The organism is Pantoea sp. E956-1, from assembly GCF_982223955.1.
The window spans coordinates 218641-235922 of the sequence record NZ_CEUYZP010000003.1 but is presented as its reverse complement, the minus strand read 5'-3'; the positions used below and the strand labels follow the sequence as shown (position 1 = coordinate 235922).

Annotated in this window: 11 protein-coding genes; 5 read left to right on the top strand and 6 right to left on the bottom strand. The window is 54.0% G+C overall.

Translation table 11 applies throughout. From position 1 onward, the window contains the following. Positions 1-10 precede the first annotated feature (10 nt). Positions 11-667, top strand: coding sequence for an SDR family oxidoreductase (locus AC0T7J_RS11665; protein ID WP_473794312.1), 657 nt, complete (start codon positions 11-13; stop codon positions 665-667). Positions 668-992: 325 nt separating this feature from the next. Here AC0T7J_RS11665 and fumA read toward each other — a convergent pair whose 3' ends face one another. Next, positions 993-2639: a class I fumarate hydratase FumA gene (gene fumA / locus AC0T7J_RS11660; protein WP_473794310.1), complete on the bottom strand. Its 1647-nt coding sequence runs from the start codon at positions 2637-2639 to the stop codon at positions 993-995. 156 nt (positions 2640-2795) lie between these two features. Further along, on the bottom strand, positions 2796-4304 hold the full coding sequence (locus AC0T7J_RS11655; protein ID WP_031592420.1) for an anion permease: 1509 nt from the start codon (positions 4302-4304) through the stop codon (positions 2796-2798). Between the two features lie 589 nt (positions 4305-4893). On the opposite strand from AC0T7J_RS11655, the gene AC0T7J_RS11650 reads away from it, so the two are divergent. Together AC0T7J_RS11650 and AC0T7J_RS11645 are read left to right on the top strand one after the other, a co-directional pair. After that, positions 4894-7674, top strand: coding sequence for a flavocytochrome c (locus tag AC0T7J_RS11650; RefSeq protein ID WP_473794308.1), 2781 nt, complete (start codon positions 4894-4896; stop codon positions 7672-7674). A 63-nt stretch (positions 7675-7737) separates the two neighbouring features. Beyond that, positions 7738-8700, top strand: a complete 963-nt coding sequence (locus tag AC0T7J_RS11645; protein ID WP_473794306.1) for an FAD:protein FMN transferase — start codon at positions 7738-7740, stop codon at positions 8698-8700. Here the strand turns inward: AC0T7J_RS11645 and dcuR are convergent. Continuing rightward, positions 8694-9413, bottom strand: coding sequence for a two-component system response regulator DcuR (gene dcuR / locus AC0T7J_RS11640; RefSeq protein WP_009093030.1), 720 nt, complete (start codon positions 9411-9413; stop codon positions 8694-8696). The genes AC0T7J_RS11645 and dcuR overlap by 7 nt on opposite strands. Next, the gene (locus AC0T7J_RS11635; protein WP_473794304.1) at positions 9410-11044 is read right to left on the bottom strand and encodes a sensor histidine kinase; all 1635 of its coding nucleotides are present in this window, start codon (positions 11042-11044) and stop codon (positions 9410-9412) included. Before AC0T7J_RS11635 ends, dcuR begins: the two co-directional genes overlap by 4 nt. A gap of 306 nt (positions 11045-11350) precedes the next feature. Between AC0T7J_RS11635 and mqo the strand changes: the two genes are divergently transcribed. Beyond that, entirely contained in the window at positions 11351-13000 is a 1650-nt protein-coding gene (mqo, locus tag AC0T7J_RS11630) for a malate dehydrogenase (quinone) (RefSeq protein ID WP_473794302.1), read from the top strand. Positions 13001-13073: 73 nt separating this feature from the next. Here the strand turns inward: mqo and AC0T7J_RS11625 are convergent, their stop codons facing one another. Continuing rightward, positions 13074-13385, bottom strand: coding sequence for a VF530 family protein (locus AC0T7J_RS11625; RefSeq protein ID WP_473794594.1), 312 nt, complete (start codon positions 13383-13385; stop codon positions 13074-13076). Between the two features lie 207 nt (positions 13386-13592). On the opposite strand from AC0T7J_RS11625, the gene AC0T7J_RS11620 reads away from it, so the two are divergent. Further along, complete coding sequence (locus AC0T7J_RS11620; protein ID WP_473794300.1) at positions 13593-14915, top strand: MFS transporter; 1323 nt, start codon at positions 13593-13595, stop codon at positions 14913-14915. Positions 14916-15806: 891 nt separating this feature from the next. Here AC0T7J_RS11620 and AC0T7J_RS11615 read toward each other — a convergent pair. After that, positions 15807-17273, bottom strand: a complete 1467-nt coding sequence (locus AC0T7J_RS11615; protein ID WP_473794298.1) for a pyridoxal phosphate-dependent decarboxylase family protein — start codon at positions 17271-17273, stop codon at positions 15807-15809. Positions 17274-17282: the final 9 nt, after the last annotated feature.

Below are 17282 nucleotides of genomic sequence, written 5' to 3'. Positions count from 1 at the left end.
ATTGGATCCTATGGCGAGATGTTTCATTATCGGCGCAGCGGGCAAAGTGGGCCTAAAGCTGGCCCGTCAGCTGAGCAGTAAAGGCCATACGGTAACGGCGCTGCACCGCAAACCGGAACAGGCCGAGACGCTGCAGGCCGCCGGTGCTAAACCGGTGGCTGGCGATATTCAGCAGCTTAACGTTATGGCACTGGCAGATCTGATGACCGGTCACGATGTGGCTGTCTTCACGGCGGGTGCGGGTGGGGCCGGGATCGAGCTGACCAATGCCATCGACGGAGAAGGATTGAAGCTGGCGGTTGCCGCAGCAGAGCAGGCGGGGGTATCACGCTTTATGCTGGTTTCCGCTTTCCCGGATGCCGGTCGCGGTAAAACTCCCTCAGAGGGATTTGAGAATTACATGCGCGTGAAACGTCTGGCGGATACGGAGCTGGTGGCGAGTAAGCTGGAGTGGGTGATCCTGCGGCCGGGTACGCTGACCGATGAAGCCGGTACCGGTCGGGTTCATGCCGATCTGGCGATCCCGTATGGTGAGATCCCGCGCGAAGATGTGGCGGCGACACTGGTCGGCCTGATCGAAAATCCGGCGATTAAGTATCAGATCATCGAACTCACCAAAGGTGAAGTGCAGATTGATGTGGCGTTGCAGCGGTTGCAGCGGGGCTAAAAAACCCGTTCGGGTTTTTAATCTATAGTGAAAGTCGGGCTCGTATCGCTTCAGGATTGAGCCGTGCTCAGGGAACACGGTCAGATCGGAAAGACGCAAAAGCCGTCATCCATGACACGCTCGGCCCGCGCCGTCCCTGGCGCGGGACGCTTTCCTCCTCTGACCGTGTTCCCTGTGCGTTAAGCTTATGAGTTGCTGCCGGATTAACTCCGCTTTGGTTTATGAACGTGTTTACGACTCAGGCACAGTCTGGCAACGAAACGATCCCGATTTTTCCAAGAAAAAAGCCCCGAATTCGGGGCTTTTTTCTTTCTTAACGCATGTGCTATTTAACGCATTTCGCGCAGTGCGCGCGCTCAATGTGCTGGAAGAAGTCGTTACCTTTGTCATCGACCAGGATAAAGGCAGGGAAGTTCTCCACTTCGATTTTCCAGATCGCTTCCATTCCCAGTTCAGGATACTCCACGCATTCCAGACTTTTAATGCTCTGCTGCGCCAGCACCGCTGCCGGACCACCAATGCTGCCGAGATAGAAGCCGCCATGTTTATGACAGGCATCTGTCACCTGCTGACTGCGATTGCCCTTGGCCAGCATGATCTTACTTCCGCCGTGCGCCTGCAGCAGATCGACGTAGGAATCCATACGACCTGCAGTGGTCGGGCCGAGTGAACCAGAAGCATAGCCTTCAGGCGTCTTCGCCGGGCCAGCGTAATAGACCGGGTGATCTTTGATGTACTGCGGTAATCCTTCGCCGTTATCGATGCGCTCTTTAAGTTTTGCATGCGCAATATCGCGCGCCACGATAATGGTGCCGGTCAGGGACAGGCGGGTTGAAACCGGATAAGCGGACAGTTGCGCCAGAATCTCTTCCATTGGGCGGTTAAGATCAACCTGCAACGCTTCACCTTCACCCTGCTGACGCAGTGCTTCCGGGATCAGACGGCCTGGGTTGGCTTCCAGTCTCTCAATCCAGATACCTTCACGGTTAATCTTCGCTTTGATGTTACGGTCAGCCGAGCAGGAGACGCCCATGCCGATCGGGCAGGAGGCGCCGTGACGTGGCAGACGCACGACGCGGATGTCGTGAGCGAAATATTTGCCGCCAAACTGCGCACCGAGGCCGAGCTGCTGCGCCGCTTCCAGCAGTTCCTGCTCCATCTGAACGTCGCGGAACGCCTGACCGTGCTCGTTGCCTTCAGTGGGCAGCCCGTCGTAATAGTGCGTTGAGGCGAGCTTCACGGTTTTCAGGGTGCTTTCTGCTGAGGTGCCGCCGATGACAAACGCAATATGGTAGGGCGGACAGGCCGCGGTGCCGAGGGTACGCATCTTATCCACCAGGTAATTTTTCAGCTTGCCCGGACTCAGCAGCGCTTTGGTTTCCTGATAGAGATAGGTTTTATTGGCGGAGCCGCCACCTTTGGCGATACAGAGGAACTTGTACTCATCGCCATCCACGCTGTAGAGGTCGATTTGCGCTGGCAGGTTAGTGCCGGTATTCACCTCTTTATACATATCCAGGGCGGCATTTTGCGAATAGCGCAGGTTATCTTCGATATAGGTGTTGTAGATACCCTGTGACAGCGCGGCCTCATCACCGCCGCCGGTCCAGACGCGCTGGCCCTTTTTGCCCATGATGATCGCGGTGCCGGTATCCTGACAGGTTGGCAGCACGCCTTTGGCCGCAATTTCTGAGTTTCTTAAAAACTGCAGGGCGACATATTTATCATTGTCGCTGGCTTCCGGGTCATCAAGGATGGAGGCAACCTGCTGCTGGTGGGCCGGACGCAGCATAAAAGAGGCGTCGTGGAACGCCTGCTGGCTCAGTAACGTTAGTGCCTGCGGATCGACTTTAAGGATCTCCTGACCTTCAAACTCGGAGACGGAGACATGCTCACGACTCAGCAGATAGTATTCAGTATCTTCGTGGGACAGCGGGAAAGGGTTCTGATAGACAAAAGGCTTGTTCGACATTTTTTCTCACTTAATGACCAGCTGAACCTCCGCGGACAGGCAGCGGGGCGCAACATCATAGGCGAATTAATCGTTTATTATGCTTCCCCACCGCGGGTGCGGTGGGGAAGTGCAGGAATGGTATCTTATAACGCGTTGATCTGCATGTTGTATCCGTCAGAACAACCACACCATCCACGGATAGGCAATCAGCATCATGGAGCCTAAGAAGATGGCACCGAAGATGGTTCCCAGACGCCAGTAGTCTTTGGTAGGCAGATAACCGCTGCCGTAGTAAATCGGGCTTGGACCGGTACCGTATGGCGTGATGATGCCCATCACACCCAGAGAGGTACACAACATCAGGCAGAAGACCGGCATATTGATGCCCGGAATGGAGGCTGCAATGGTCAGCATGGCCGGTAACAGCGCGGTGGTATGTGCGGTGGTACTGGCAAACAGGTAGTGCAGCAGGAAGAAGGCGATTAACAGCACCACGGCCGAAACCTGCGGGTCATAACCCTGCAGCAGCATGCCACCCTCTTTACCTAACCAGGTAATAAAGCCGACGCGGGCCAGACCATCGGCCAGTGCCACCAGCGTGGCGAACCAGGCAAAGGTGTTCCAGGCCGGTTTATTACTGGTGATGTCATTCCAGGTCAGTACGCCGGTCCACAACATCAGTACTACTACCAGCAGCGCAGCCATGGCAGGTTCGATCCACGAGGTGGCGAAAATCCACATCAGCAGGGCGCAGACCACGAACACCAGTAGCAGGATTTCATTGCGGGTCAGTCTGCCCAGTTTTTCCAGCTCCGCGATGGCCCATTTTGGCACTTCATCATTGATTTTGACTTCAGGCGGGTAGAACCAGTAAGCCAGCAGCGGCATGGTCAGAATCAGCAGCACGCCCAGCGGCAGGAAAGCCAGGAACCACATGCCCCAGGAAATATCAAAACCGACGATGCTTTTTACCAGTGCCAGTGCCAGCAGGTTTGGTGCCAGCGCAGAGAGGAACATGGAGCTGGTAATACAGGCCGCGGTAATCGCTACCCACATCAGATAGGAACCAATTTTTCGGGCGCTTGGGTCGTTAGGTTTAGAGCCGTAAAGCGGCGGCAGGTTGGCGATAATCGGGTAGATGGTTCCGCCACTGCGCGCGGTGTTTGACGGCGTAAAGGGCGCAAGAAGCAGGTCAGCAAAGGTAATGGCATAACCCAGCGTCAGACTGCGGCGACCCAGATACTTCACCAGAATCAGAGCCAGGCGGCGACCAAACTGTGTTTTGTCATAACCCGCGGCGAACATAAAGGCACCGAAGATCAGCCAGACCGTGGAGTTGCCGAACCCGCTGACCGCCCATTTGAACGACTCACTGGCGACTTTGAATTTCGGGTTAGCCAGTTCAGCCGGGCTGAAGAGCAGAAACTGGCTGAACAGCGCGATGACCACCACGCCGGTCAGGCCGATCACCGCCCCTGGCAGGGGTTCAAAGATTAACCCGACAATCACGCCGACGAAGATGGCGAAAAAGTGCCAGGCGTAGGGTTCGAGTCCGGCTGGTGTGGGCACCAGCAACAGCAACACGGCAACGAGTACCGGCAGAGCAAGCATGATAGCTTTCTTTTTACCCGGCGCCGCAGGTGCGGCTTTTGGGGGTTCAGTTACAGCTGAGAGTGGTTTCATAGTATTTTATCTGCAAGTTAAGAAGAATGCGATTTGCGCCCCGGACCTTCACTGATGACTTTCTTTCTTATTCTTAATAGTGTGAATAAACCGCGATGCACTGATTTTTTTAATCTGCTGCTTAGCTATTGAGCTGCATTTTTAAATCCATGTAAATATGATGCGATTTTTGCAAATATAGATTTTGATCCAGATCAAAGAAATTAATTCATTATTCTCCATTTTTAACATTTATTTTTAATTTATATTTCCGGCATCGACATTCGGACATTTTTGTGAAGCTGGTCAACAAATCACCTCTTCAGGCAAACACAACTTATCGGATTAAGCCTATGATGATAAACGATTTATTTTTTATGTAAATGAATAGTTGATTTTTAGTTACCCATGGTTAACAATTAATATAACTTTACTTCATGCATTCGGCAAATAAAAACTCTGATTCGTTTAAAAGTTAAAAAAGTAAATTTATCGCTTATGAAAGCAAGGAAAGGGGTATATTAGACGCATGACATCGGACCACTTAATTAAGCGATAATTTACGTCCGCTAAAAAATTTCCAGACTTTTAAATCTTGGAGTTTATCGCAATGAAATCTCTCACTCCCATCCTTAATCCACTTACCCTGCCTAACGGTGCTGTGTTAAAAAACCGACTGGTGATGGCACCAATGACCACCTGCACCGGTTTTTATGACGGTACGGTCACCAGTGAGCTGGTCGAGTACTATCGCGCACGTGCAGGCAGCATCGGAACCGTGATCGTTGAATGCTGCTTTATTGACAACCGTGGCCCGGCATTTCCGGGTGCCATTGCTATCGACAGCGACAACAAAATTCCAGGTCTGAAACGCATAGCGGACGCGATTAAATCTGAAGGCTCTACGGCCATTTTGCAGATCTATCACGGCGGCCGTATGGTCGAGCCGGAACTGATTGGCGGGAAAACGCCGGTTGCACCCAGCGCCATCGCGGCACCGCGTGAAGGGGCAACCCAACCCCTGGCGCTGAGCGCCGAAGAAGTCGAAACCATGATCACCAAATTTGGTGATGCGGTGAACCGCGCTATCAAGGCGGGTTTCGATGGCGTCGAAATTCACGGTGCTAACACCTATCTGATTCAGCAGTTCTATTCGCCGAACTCTAACCAGCGCGATGACAAGTGGGGCGGCAGCCGCGATAACCGCGCACGCTTCCCGCTGGAAGTGCTGGAAATCACCCACAAAATGGCCGAGCGCTTCGCCCATAACTCTTTCATCATCGGCTATCGCTTCTCGCCGGAAGAGATCGAAGTACCTGGCATTCGCTTTGACGACACGCTCTATCTGCTGGAAAAACTGGCGGCGCGCGGACTCGATTACGTCCATTTCTCTGTAGGCCAGCTGCTGCGTCCGTCAATTGTCGATACCCAGGATCCGACGCCGCTGATTGAAAAATTCGTCGCGATGCGTTCGCCTGTACTGGCAAAAGTGCCGGTAATTGGTGTTGGCGGCGTCGTCAATAAAGCCGATGCCGAGCTGGCGCTGGAAAAAGGCTACGATCTGGTGGCGATTGGTAAAGCCTGCATCGCCTACCCGAACTGGGCTGACCGCATCATCAATAACGAACACCTCGATCTCTACATCGACAGCAACAAACGTGAAGAGCTGCAGATCCCGGAACCGCTGTGGCGCTTCTCCCTGGTCGATGCGATGATCCGCGACATGAGTGAATCGGGCCGTAAATATAAAGCGGGCGTCTATCAGGAAAAAGTCGAAGCCGAAGCGCTGAAACTGAAAATCAACGTCACGCTGGATACTGACCGTATCACCGACATCTCGCTGGTGCCGGATGACACTCTGGATGTGGACTTCACCACCACCTTTGAAAGCCTGCGTAGCCGCATCCTGGTGGCCAACAGCCCGCACGTCGATGCGATTACCGGTGCAACTACCCAGAGTGAGGCGCTGAAAAAAGCGGTTTCACGCGCGCTGACCACCTCCAGCAAAGAGCATGTGATTGAAGAGGGCGGCAACCCTAACGCACCGCAGAATTACGATGTGGTGATTGTGGGCAGCGGCGGCGCCGGTCTTGCGGCGGCGATTCAGGCGCACGACGAAGGGGCGCGCGTGGTCATCATCGAGAAGATGCCGACCATCGGCGGTAACACCATTAAAGCCTCAGTGGGCATGAACGCCGCTGAAACCCGTTTCCAGAAACTCAAAGGCATCGAAGACAGCAAAGAGTTGTTCTACGAGGAAACGCTGAAAGGCGGTCAGTTTAAAAATAATCCGGTGCTGCTGCGTGAGTTTGTCGAGCTGGCGCCGGAGGCGATTGAGTGGCTGGCGAATCACGGCATTGAGCTGAACGACATCACCATTACCGGCGGGATGAGCATCGATCGTACCCACCGTCCGGCGGATCGTTCAGCGGTGGGTGGCTTCCTGATCAGCGGTCTGGTTAAAAACATCAACAGCCGCAACATCGAAGTCCTGCTGGAAACCTCAGTCTCAGAAATCCTCTATGAGAACGGCGCGGTAGCGGGGGTGAGAGTGGTCGATGAGTACAACGACAGCCGTATCCTGAACGCGAAAAGCGTGATTGTGGCGACGGGCGGATTCAGTGCGAACCGTGAACTGGTGGTGAAATATCGCCCTGAACTCGATGGCTTTGTCACTACCAACCACAAAGGTGCCACCGGCAGCGGTATTGCCATGCTGCAAAAAATTGGTGCCGGAACCGTGGATATGGGCGAAATCCAGATTCACCCTACGGTTGAACAGACCACCTCTTATCTGGTCTCCGAATCTATTCGTGGCGGCGGTGCTATCCTGGTCAGTCAGGCGGGTGAGCGCTTCTACAACGAAATGGAAACCCGCGACAAAGTCTCGGCGCAGATTATCGCCTTGCCAGAGAAGAGTGCCTGGATTGTGTTTGACGAGCAGGTGCGGATGAATAACAAAGCGGCTGACGAATATATCGCCAAAGGCTTTGTGGTCAGCGCGCCCACCGTGGCGGAACTGGCGGTGAAACTCAACATGAGTGAGCATCATACGCTGGAAGCCACGCTGGCCCGTTACAACAACTTCGTTATTATGCAGAAAGATGAAGACTTCGGTCGTCAGACCGCGCTGCGTCATCCTCTGAGTGAAGCGCCGTTTTACGCGATTCGTGTTGCTCCGGGCGTACACCATACCATGGGCGGCGTCACCATCGACACCACCACCGCGGTGCTGGACAGCCAGAAACAGGTGATTAACGGCGCATGGGCCTGTGGCGAGGTGGTTGGTGGCATCCACGGCGCGAACCGTATCGGCGGTAACGCAGTCGCCGATATCATTATCTTCGGCATTCTGGCCGGTGGTAACGCCGCCGCTTACGCCCGACGTTAAGGGTCGTCTCCGGCATCCGCGCTCTGCGGATGCCGTTCTTTTCTCTTTAAAGCAGAGTCGCCTATGTTAACTGATGCGCGTGTCTATGCTTACTCCGCTGTCTTAATGGGTTCACCTATCCTGCTCAAACTCTTCGACGATAATCAGACTCTGGCCGGACAGGTCTTCCGCCTGATTAAACAGCAGGAGAATCTCTTCACGGTTAACCGCGTGGCGTCGGAAGTGATGGCGATTAATCACGCGGCAGGGCAGCATCCGGTGGTCGTCAGTCAGCCGGTGTTTGACCTGATCGCCTGCGCGCATGCGGTGAGCCTGCTGCCCGATAGCCTGTTTAATCTGGCTATCGGCCCACTGGTGAAGTGCTGGAAAATCGGCTTTCAGGGCCACCGTGTTCCATCAGAAACAGAACTTCAGGCGCGCATGGCGCTGACGAATCCGCATGACGTTATTCTTGATGATGCAAACCGCAGTGTCATGCTGGCCCGGCCCGGGATGGAGATTGATCTGGGCGCTATCGCCAAAGGCTATATCGCCGATGTTGTGCAGGCTTTTTTGCGCCAGCAGCAGGTCAGCAGTGCGCTGATTAATCTGGGCGGAAATGTGCAGACGGTGGGTGCGCCGCCAGAAGAGGCGGGCTGGGCAATCGGCCTGAAAAAACCCTTTGGCGAGGCCGATGAGCTGATCGGGGTGATCGGCGTGAATAATCGCTCGGTGGTGACATCCGGTATCTATGAGCGTTATTTCGAGCTGGATGGCGTCTGTTATCACCACATACTCGACCCGCGTAGCGGTTATCCGCTGGATAACGACCTGCTGAGCGTCACTGTGATCTCAGACCGTTCACTGGATGGCGACATCTACACCACGCTACTTTACGGCCTCGGCGTTGAACAGGGCATTGGCTGCCTGGCGGAGCAACCGGGCATTGAAGCGATATTTGTGACCCGTGACAGGCAGGTGATCTGCTCGTCACAACGTCACTTTTCTTTTCAGTTACTGGACGCCGATTTTCGGCAGGTTCACTGACAATATTGTTTGAGTAAGGTGTGATACTCCGGCTGCAGGCGATAGCGATAAACCGGACGGCCCGTAACCCCATAATGAATGCTGGTGAACAGGATATTAATCTGCGCCAGCCAGATCAGGTACTTGCGGCAGGAGACGCGGGAGATATTCACCTCGGTTGCCAGTTCGTCGGTGGAGAACTCGGTACCCGGATGGGCGTCGATCCACAGACACAGGGTGCGCAGCGTTTGCGGCGTTAATCCTTTCGGTAGTCGCTTCTGCTCGCTGGCCCCCGGCGGATTGCCATGCAACAGCTGATCAACGTCCGACTGCTGATAGAACTGATGATTATCCATCAGCGATTTTTTCTGTCGCCAGCCAGTCAGCGCCTCTTCAAAGCGGGCAAACTGGAAAGGCTTGATCAGATAATCCACCACACCATAGTTGAGTGAGGTTTTAATGGTGGCGGCATCTGCTGCTGACGAGATAATAATCACGTCAACCGGACGTCCAGCGCTGCGCAGTTCCGGTAACAGGTCGAGACCGTTCTCCTGCTGCATATAGATATCCAGCAGGATGAGGTCAACCTGGGGCTCAGCCTGCGCCAGCCGCTCTTTGGCCTGCTGTAAGGTTGAGGCGGTGCCGCAGCAGGTGAAGCCTGGGATCTGCCCGATATAGCAGCGATTCAGCTCGGCTACCATGGCGTCATCATCGACAACTAACACATTGATCATTGGGTAATCATTCCTCTCTCCCACGGAAGTTGCACAAAGAATTGGGTAAATACTCCCGGTTCCGACTCGACACTGACACTGCCGCCCAGGCTTTCGGTCTGCTGCTTAACCAGAAATAATCCAACACCACGATCGTCGCCTTTTGACGAAACGCCACGCTCAAAAATGGCGCTGAGTTGCGTGCCGTCGATCCCGGGCCCGTCATCACTCACTTCACAGGCTAACCAGCCATTCTGATAATGCAGCATGAGGTGGATCTCACCTTCGGTTTCCGGGTCCAGCGCCTCAAGGGCATTTTCAATTAAATTGCCCAGCACCGTAATTAATACCGCGCTCTGCTCCTCGCTGCCGCAGTCGGGCAAAAAACTCGCCTCATCGATAATCAGCTGATGGCCTTCATCGGTCACCCGGTTGATTTTACTGAGCAGGAAACCCGCAATGATGGGCGATTTGATCTTTTGCAGCAGCGAACCAATCTCCGTCTGATAGGCGTTGGCGGTTTTCAGGATGTACTCTTCCATCTGCGCATAGTTTTTCATATGCAGCAGGCCCAGAATGACATGCAGCTTATTCATGAACTCATGGGACCGTTCACGTAACGCGTCGACATAGTTTACCATGCCGTCCAGACGCTGCATCAGCTGGCTGATCTCGGTCTTGTCCCTGAAGGTGGTCACCGCGCCGATAATGCGGTCACGACTGCGAACCGGCACGGTATTGCTGATCAGGATGCGATTACCCAGCGTCAGCTCCTGATCGTGCCAGGCTTTGCCCGCATGCAGCGCATCCTGCTGATGGCGGTGCATCACACTCTCCTCAGCAATCAGATCGCCGCTTAATGGCATCTTGCGGGTGGTCTCATGCAGTAGCTGCTGCGCCGCGTGGTTAATCAGGCTGACGCGTGACTCATCATCTACCGCAATCACTCCCTCCTTAATAGAATTGAGGATCGCCTGACGCTGCTCGAACAGGCTGGAGATTTCATGCGGCTCCAGCCCCAGCAAGATGCTCTTCAGGCGTCTGACCAGAATAAGAATTCCCAGCAGGCCAACCAGGCCGCCAAATAAGACAGTCCAGACAATGTTCCAGCGGCTTTTGGCAATCTGCGCCGCCACATCATTCAGCGCGATGCCGATCGCCACCACACCAATCTGCTGATGCTCTGCGTTATACACTGGCGTAAATACCCGCAATGCCTCTACCAGGACGCCGTGATTTACCGCCACATTTTCCCGCCCGCTGAGCGCCGGATAGATATCGTTGCCGACAAAATGTTTGCCAATCACCGCCGCATTCGGATGTGAAAAGCGAATGCCACGCATATCCGTCACCACCACAAACAGCAGGCCGTTGCGTTTGCGCGCGGCTTCAGCCAGTGGCTGAATCTGGCTGCTGCCATCCGGTAACAGTAACCCACGCTGGACTTCAGGGCTGTCTGCCAGAGTGCGCGCCACCGCCATCGCCTTATCTTTAAGGTGCGACTGAGCAAAGTTATCAATCTGCACAAAATAGAGCAGATGGACAGCGAGCAGCACGGTGACGATAACCGCAGTCATCATCAGGGTGGTCAGGGTACTGAGTTTCATGGGTCGTTTAGTCACGGCATGTCGGTTCTGTGGTTGGCTTGTCATTGGCGTTCAGCACGGGTGGGCGATCGCCCGGAAACATACGCTAACTGACCGCATCAGTACAGTTTTAGCGGTCTGCGCCCGGGCAATCGCCGGAGAACAATATTTGTGTTAGGGGATTGTATAATTCAAAGGACACCCTTAATGTGTGGTTAAAATATGTGAGCAATTCCGTAAGCCTTTTGTAATTAAATTAAGGCTAAATTGCTATTTTTAATTTTATAACTATTTTCACATTAACTCACAAATAACATTATTTTAAACTTTAAGGACTTTTTTTAACCAGTACCGTCTGAGCTGTAGATTAAAATGATGAATTCAAAGAACGTTATTCCCACTCTTTCCCTCGCGGCCTTGTTAGTTTCTTCAGCACTGCATGCTGAAACTTCACCAGAAAAAACCGACGTCCTGTTAATTGGTGGCGGCATCATGAGCGCCTCAATGGGCACCATGCTGGAAGAGCTGCAGCCTGGCTGGAAACAGATCATGGTTGAGAAGCTGGATGGTGTGGCACTGGAATCCTCTAACGGCTGGAACAACGCCGGTACCGGTCACTCTGCCAATATGGAGCTGAACTATACGCCAGAGCGTAAAGACGGCTCGATCGACGTGACGAAAGCGCTGGAAATCAACGAAGCCTTTATGGTTTCACGCCAGTTCTGGAGTTCGCAGGTCAAAGAGGGTGTGATGCACGATCCGCGCTCTTTCATCAACTCAACCCCACACATGAGCTTCGTCTGGGGCGACAACGTCGACTTCCTGACTAAACGCTATGCGGCGTTACAGAAAACCGCGCTGTTCCAGGGCATGAAGTTCTCTACCGATCACAAGCAGATCGAGCAGTGGGCACCGCTGGTGATGGAAGGTCGTGATCCCCAGCAGAAAGTGGCCGCAACCTGGACGCCAGTCGGCACCGACGTAAACTACGGCGAAATTACCCGTCAGCTCATCGGCAGCCTGAAGAAGAATGACAACTTCCGTCTGGAAACCTCCTCTGAAGTCACCGATTTCAAACGTAACGGTGATAACTCGTGGCACGTCACCATTAAAGATGCCAAAAACGGCAACGAGCGTGCGGTTGACGCGAAATATGTCTTTATTGGTGCTGGCGGCGGCGCGCTGAAATTACTGCAGAAAACCGGCATCCCGGAAGCGGAAAACTATGCAGGCTTCCCGGTCGGCGGTTCATTCCTGGTAACGGAAAACAAGGCGATTGCCGCTCGTCACCTGGCGAAAGTCTACGGTCAGGCGTCTACCGGTGCACCACCGATGTCCGTTCCGCATCTGGATACCCGTTATCTGGATGGCAAACGCGTCGTGCTGTTTGGACCGTTCGCGACCTTCTCAACCAAGTTCCTGAAAAACGGTTCACTGTTTGACCTGCTGAGCACCACCACTACCTATAACATCGTACCGATGGCCGATGTGGGTATGGATAACTTCGACCTGGTGAAATACCTGGTAGGACAGGTGATGCTGACAGAAGAAGATCGCTTCGAAGCGCTGAAAGAGTACTACCCGGACGCGAAGAAAGAGGACTGGAAACTGATTCAGGCTGGTCAGCGCGTACAGATCATCAAGAAAGATGCTGACAAAGGTGGCGTGCTGAAACTGGGTACAGAAATTGTGACCGATCAGCAGAAAACCGTTGCAGCACTGCTGGGTGCTTCTCCTGGTGCATCGACCGCCGCGCCGATCTCCCTGAGCGTGATGCAGAAACTGTTCCCGGAAGAGTTTAAGTCAGCGGAATGGCAGGCCAGGATCCACAAGATGATCCCAGGCTACGGTCAGAAACTGAATGACAACGTGCCGTTGCTGCAGCAGGTCTGGAATGAGACCGCTGCGACTCTGCAACTGACCACCCCGCCGGTTATCAACATGGATGGTAAAGCAGCCGAGGCGCCAGCAGCACAGCCAGAGCAGGCAGCGCCTTCAGCGAAGCACGACATGGCGCTGTAACCGCGACCTGATATAAAAAAAGCCCGCACAGGTTATCCTGCGCGGGCTTTTTTATTGCCGCGTTGTCTGCCCGTTACTCCGGCTGGTTACCGCGCCAGTTGCTCCAGGGATCTTCTGCGGGTGTTTGATCCGCCTCTTCAGACGGTTCTTCGCGGGAGGGCGTCTTGTCTTTTAACGAGGCGAGATAAAGCGCTTCGACTTCAGCCCGCGCCCAGGGCGTACGCCGCAAAAACTTCAGGCTCGATTTAACACTCGGATCGCTTTTAAAGCAGTTAATGTTGATCCGTTTTCCCAGTTCCACCCAGCCATATTGCGCGACTAAACTGTTTATCTGCATCTCCAGCGTTACGCCATGCAGAGGATCTTTTGAGGTTTGTGCGTTCATCATCTATCCGCCTGATTCATTCAATGCCGCACATCCTGACAATCGTAAAGCCGTTGTGCAAGGCGTGATGGTGAAAAAGGGCGTGCCGTGGCGCGTTAAGCGCAGATTTCTGTGTCTGAGTTAACGTGACAGGCAGAAGAGTGCGCAGGCGTGCGGCGATTGTGCTAATCATAAGCGACTGATGATGCTCAAAAAGGATCCCCTGCCATGTCTGTGCCCGTCGATAATCTGCTTAGCTCCGCCAGCCGTAAACGTGCTCTGATTGCTGGTTCGGTAGGTAATTTCATTGAATGGTATGAGTTTGCCGTCTATGGCTTTCTTGCCACCGTGATAGCGCAGAACTTTTTCCGTCTGGAAGGGGAGTCAGCACTGACCGGGCTTCTGCTGACCTATGCGTCATTCGCCATCGCCTTTTTCTTTCGTCCACTCGGCGCAATCATTTTCGGCCGGATGGGTGACCGCATCGGGCGCAAACCCACGCTGATTTTTGTGTTGATCATGATGACACTGGCGACGGCGGCTATCGGCCTGGTACCCACCTACGCCCAGCTGGGCGTGCTGGCGCCACTGATCGTGACCGGTCTGCGTATTCTGCAGGGGCTGTTCGCAGGGGGTGAGTATGGCGGGGCGGTATCGCTGATGACCGAATTTGCGCCACGCGGTAAGCGGGGCCTCTATGGTGCATGGCAATCCTTTACTGTGGCGTTGGGGTTGCTGGCAGGCGCGGGCATCGTGGCGCTGCTCTCACTGCTGCTGTCGCCGGAGCAGATGCTGAGCTGGGGCTGGCGCATCCCGTTCTTCATTGCTCTGCCGCTGGGTGTTATCGCGCTCTGGCTGCGGGTTCAGATGGAGGAGACCCCGGCGTTTATTAAGCAGCAGGCAAAACCCGTTGAAAAAGTTGACGCCAGCCTGGGCGATACGCTGAAAACGATCCTGCTCGGTATCTGCCGCTTGATGGTCTGGTCGGCGGCCGGTTACACCTGGCTGGTGATTATGCCGACGTACCTGCAGGCATCGCTGCACACTGGCTTTAACCAGGCGTTACTGATTGCGGTGATATCAAACCTGGGCTTTGCCGCCACCATCATCCCGGCCGGGATGCTCAGCGACAGCATTGGCCGCCGTGCGGTGATGGTGACGGCAGCGGTATTACTGCTGCTGCTCTCTCTGCCGCTGCTTAACATACTCCAGGCAGAGAGCGCCGGACTGCTGCTGAAAGCGCTGGTGGTGTTTATCGCGGGCGGGGTGGTCGGATTGCTGGCCGGTCCGGGGCCTGCGATGCTGGCAGAGATGTTCCCGACGCGGGTGCGTTATACCGGACTGGGTCTGGCCTATTCGCTTTCAAACGCGGTGTTTTCCGGCTGTGCCGGATTGATTATCACCGGGCTGATTAAACAGACCGGTAATCCTGATATTCCCGCCTGGTATGTGATGGCGACTGCGCTGGTCAGTATTGTTGCTCTGATGACTCTGAACAAAGATGACCATCTGCGGCTGCTGGATGAGCCACCGTCGCGCAAAACTGAGTAAGCCAGCTAAGCGGGAAATTCAGGCTGTATACGTTTCATGCAGCCTTTTTTATTGGCAGGGTCTGTCGCGAATGGCAATAAATTAGCCTGCTTATCAGAAGTGCTGTTGATAATATCACCGGCGTAACGTACCGCGCTGTTCGGGCAGATGTGCTGGGATTGTTATCCCTCAGATAAAGCCTCTGACCTTCACGCTTCAACAACACCGTTAACCACCCTGAAAACCGGTATGTTGCCAGCGGGAATGAATCAGAGAACGTCAGCCACTTTGCGATGATGAGAAACTGAAAATCTGGTCGCGGCAATGAACTTTATGTGCATGGTTGTCGGCAATGATGATGACAGCAGCGATAATCAGACCGAGAAGGATGATAACTATTTTACGCAGGAGCATAGGCGTTAATTCCAGTGGGATGAAATTATGCTGATCGACAAGGTGTTATCTGTTGTTAATCAATGATTTAATAAGCATTTTTATTATGACTCAAATGCAGTTTTTTTTATTGATCGCGATGCGGTTTATCAAACTCTGCTGAAATAAAAGAGTCATGCCAGTTCTGAAACAAATCTGAGCGTAATAAGAGAATTAAACCTGATATGAATAACGGGATGCGGATGCGACGGTGCTCTGCTTGTCTGACTTTCTTTTCACCCTTGCATCTGGTCTGGGTCTGACACCAACATTTTTCAGCCATCATTCTGGCGTATCTGGATTGTTGTGCCGAATAGGTGAGGAAATATACGATCTGACATCAGTCCAAAAAGCGCAGATGTTCAGCGAACAGGCTTACAGGTGAGGTGGCTTTACCGATACCAATGAAAGATCACGGATAAAGACAGAAAAAGAAAAGGCGCCGGAAGGCGCCTCTGATAGTGGCCTTAACGCCACTCTTTACACCAGCTGCTGTGCCGTGGTTTCCACCAATGTCAGCAACACTTTGATATCTTCCAGCGTCACTGTCGGGTTCAGCAGGGTCATCTTCAGACAGGTCACGCCATCATGCTCGGTCACGCCGACGTTGGCGCGGCCCGATTCCAGCAGGGCATCACCGATACGCTGATTCAGCAGTGCAATATCCGCACTACTGAAGTGTGCCAGATGCGCCGGACGATAGCGGAACAGCACGCTGGCCAGCTGCGGTTTCATCACCAGCTCCAGCGCAGGCTGCTCATCAACGTACTGTGCAACCTGCTGCGCCAGTGTCACACCGTGATCGATAATTTCGGCATACTGTTTCTGGCCCAGCGCTTCCAGACCCATCCACAGTTTCAGAGCATCAAAACGGCGGGTGGTCTGAAGCGATTTGGACACCAGGTTTGGTACGCCCTGCGCTTCATCAAACTCAGAGTTCAGATAGGCCGCCTGATAGCGCATCAGTTCATAGTGACGCGCTTCCTTCAGCAGGAAAGCACCACAGCTAATGGTCTGGAAGAACTGCTTGTGGAAGTCCAGGGTAATGGAATCGACCAGCTCAATGCCATCCAGATAGTCACGATACTTTTCTGAAAGCAGCAGCGCGCCGCCCCAGGCCGCATCGACGTGCACCCAGATGTTCTCTTCGGCTGCCAGCGCCGCGATTTCCCGCAGGGGATCGATCGCACCGGCATCAGTAGTACCCGCCGTGGCAACAATCGCCAGAATGTTTTCACCGTTGGCTTTGGAGGCTGCCAGCTTGTGGCGCAGGTCATCCATATCCATGCGGGCAAAGCGATCGCATTTAACCTGCGTGACTGACTGATAGCCCAGACCCAGCAGCGCCATGTTCTTCTGAACCGAGAAGTGCGCATTCTCTGAACAGAAGACTTTAATCTTCTTCAGATCGCCGGTTAAGCCATCCTGCTGAACAGAATGTCCCTGACGGGCAAACCAGGCGTCACGCGCCAGCATCAGACCCATCAGGTTGCTCTGGGTGCCGCCGCTGGTGAACACACCCGCGTCGCCGGGCTGATAACCCACCTGGGTGCGCAGCCACTCGATCAGCTTCATCTCAATCAGGGTGGCTGAAGGTGCCTGGTCCCACGAATCCATGCTCTGGTTGGTGGCGTTAATCAGCACTTCCGCCGCCTGGCTGATGACCAGGCTCGGACAGTGCAGGTGCGCCACACACTGCGGGTGATGCACCGACAGGCTGTCTTTGAGGAAGTACTCAATCGCGCGTTCAATCGCGGCCTGGTTGCCCAGGCCCTGAGGATTGAAGTCCAGCTTAATGCGCTCGCGCAGCTCTGCGACGGTTTTTCCCTGATACATCTCAGGTTGTTCCAGCCACTTCACGACGGCCGCGCTACTCTGGGCAATCGCCTGCTGGTAGGCCTCGGTACTCTGTGCTGAGGCCGCCAGAATCGGGTTTAACCGGGACATTGCATTCAC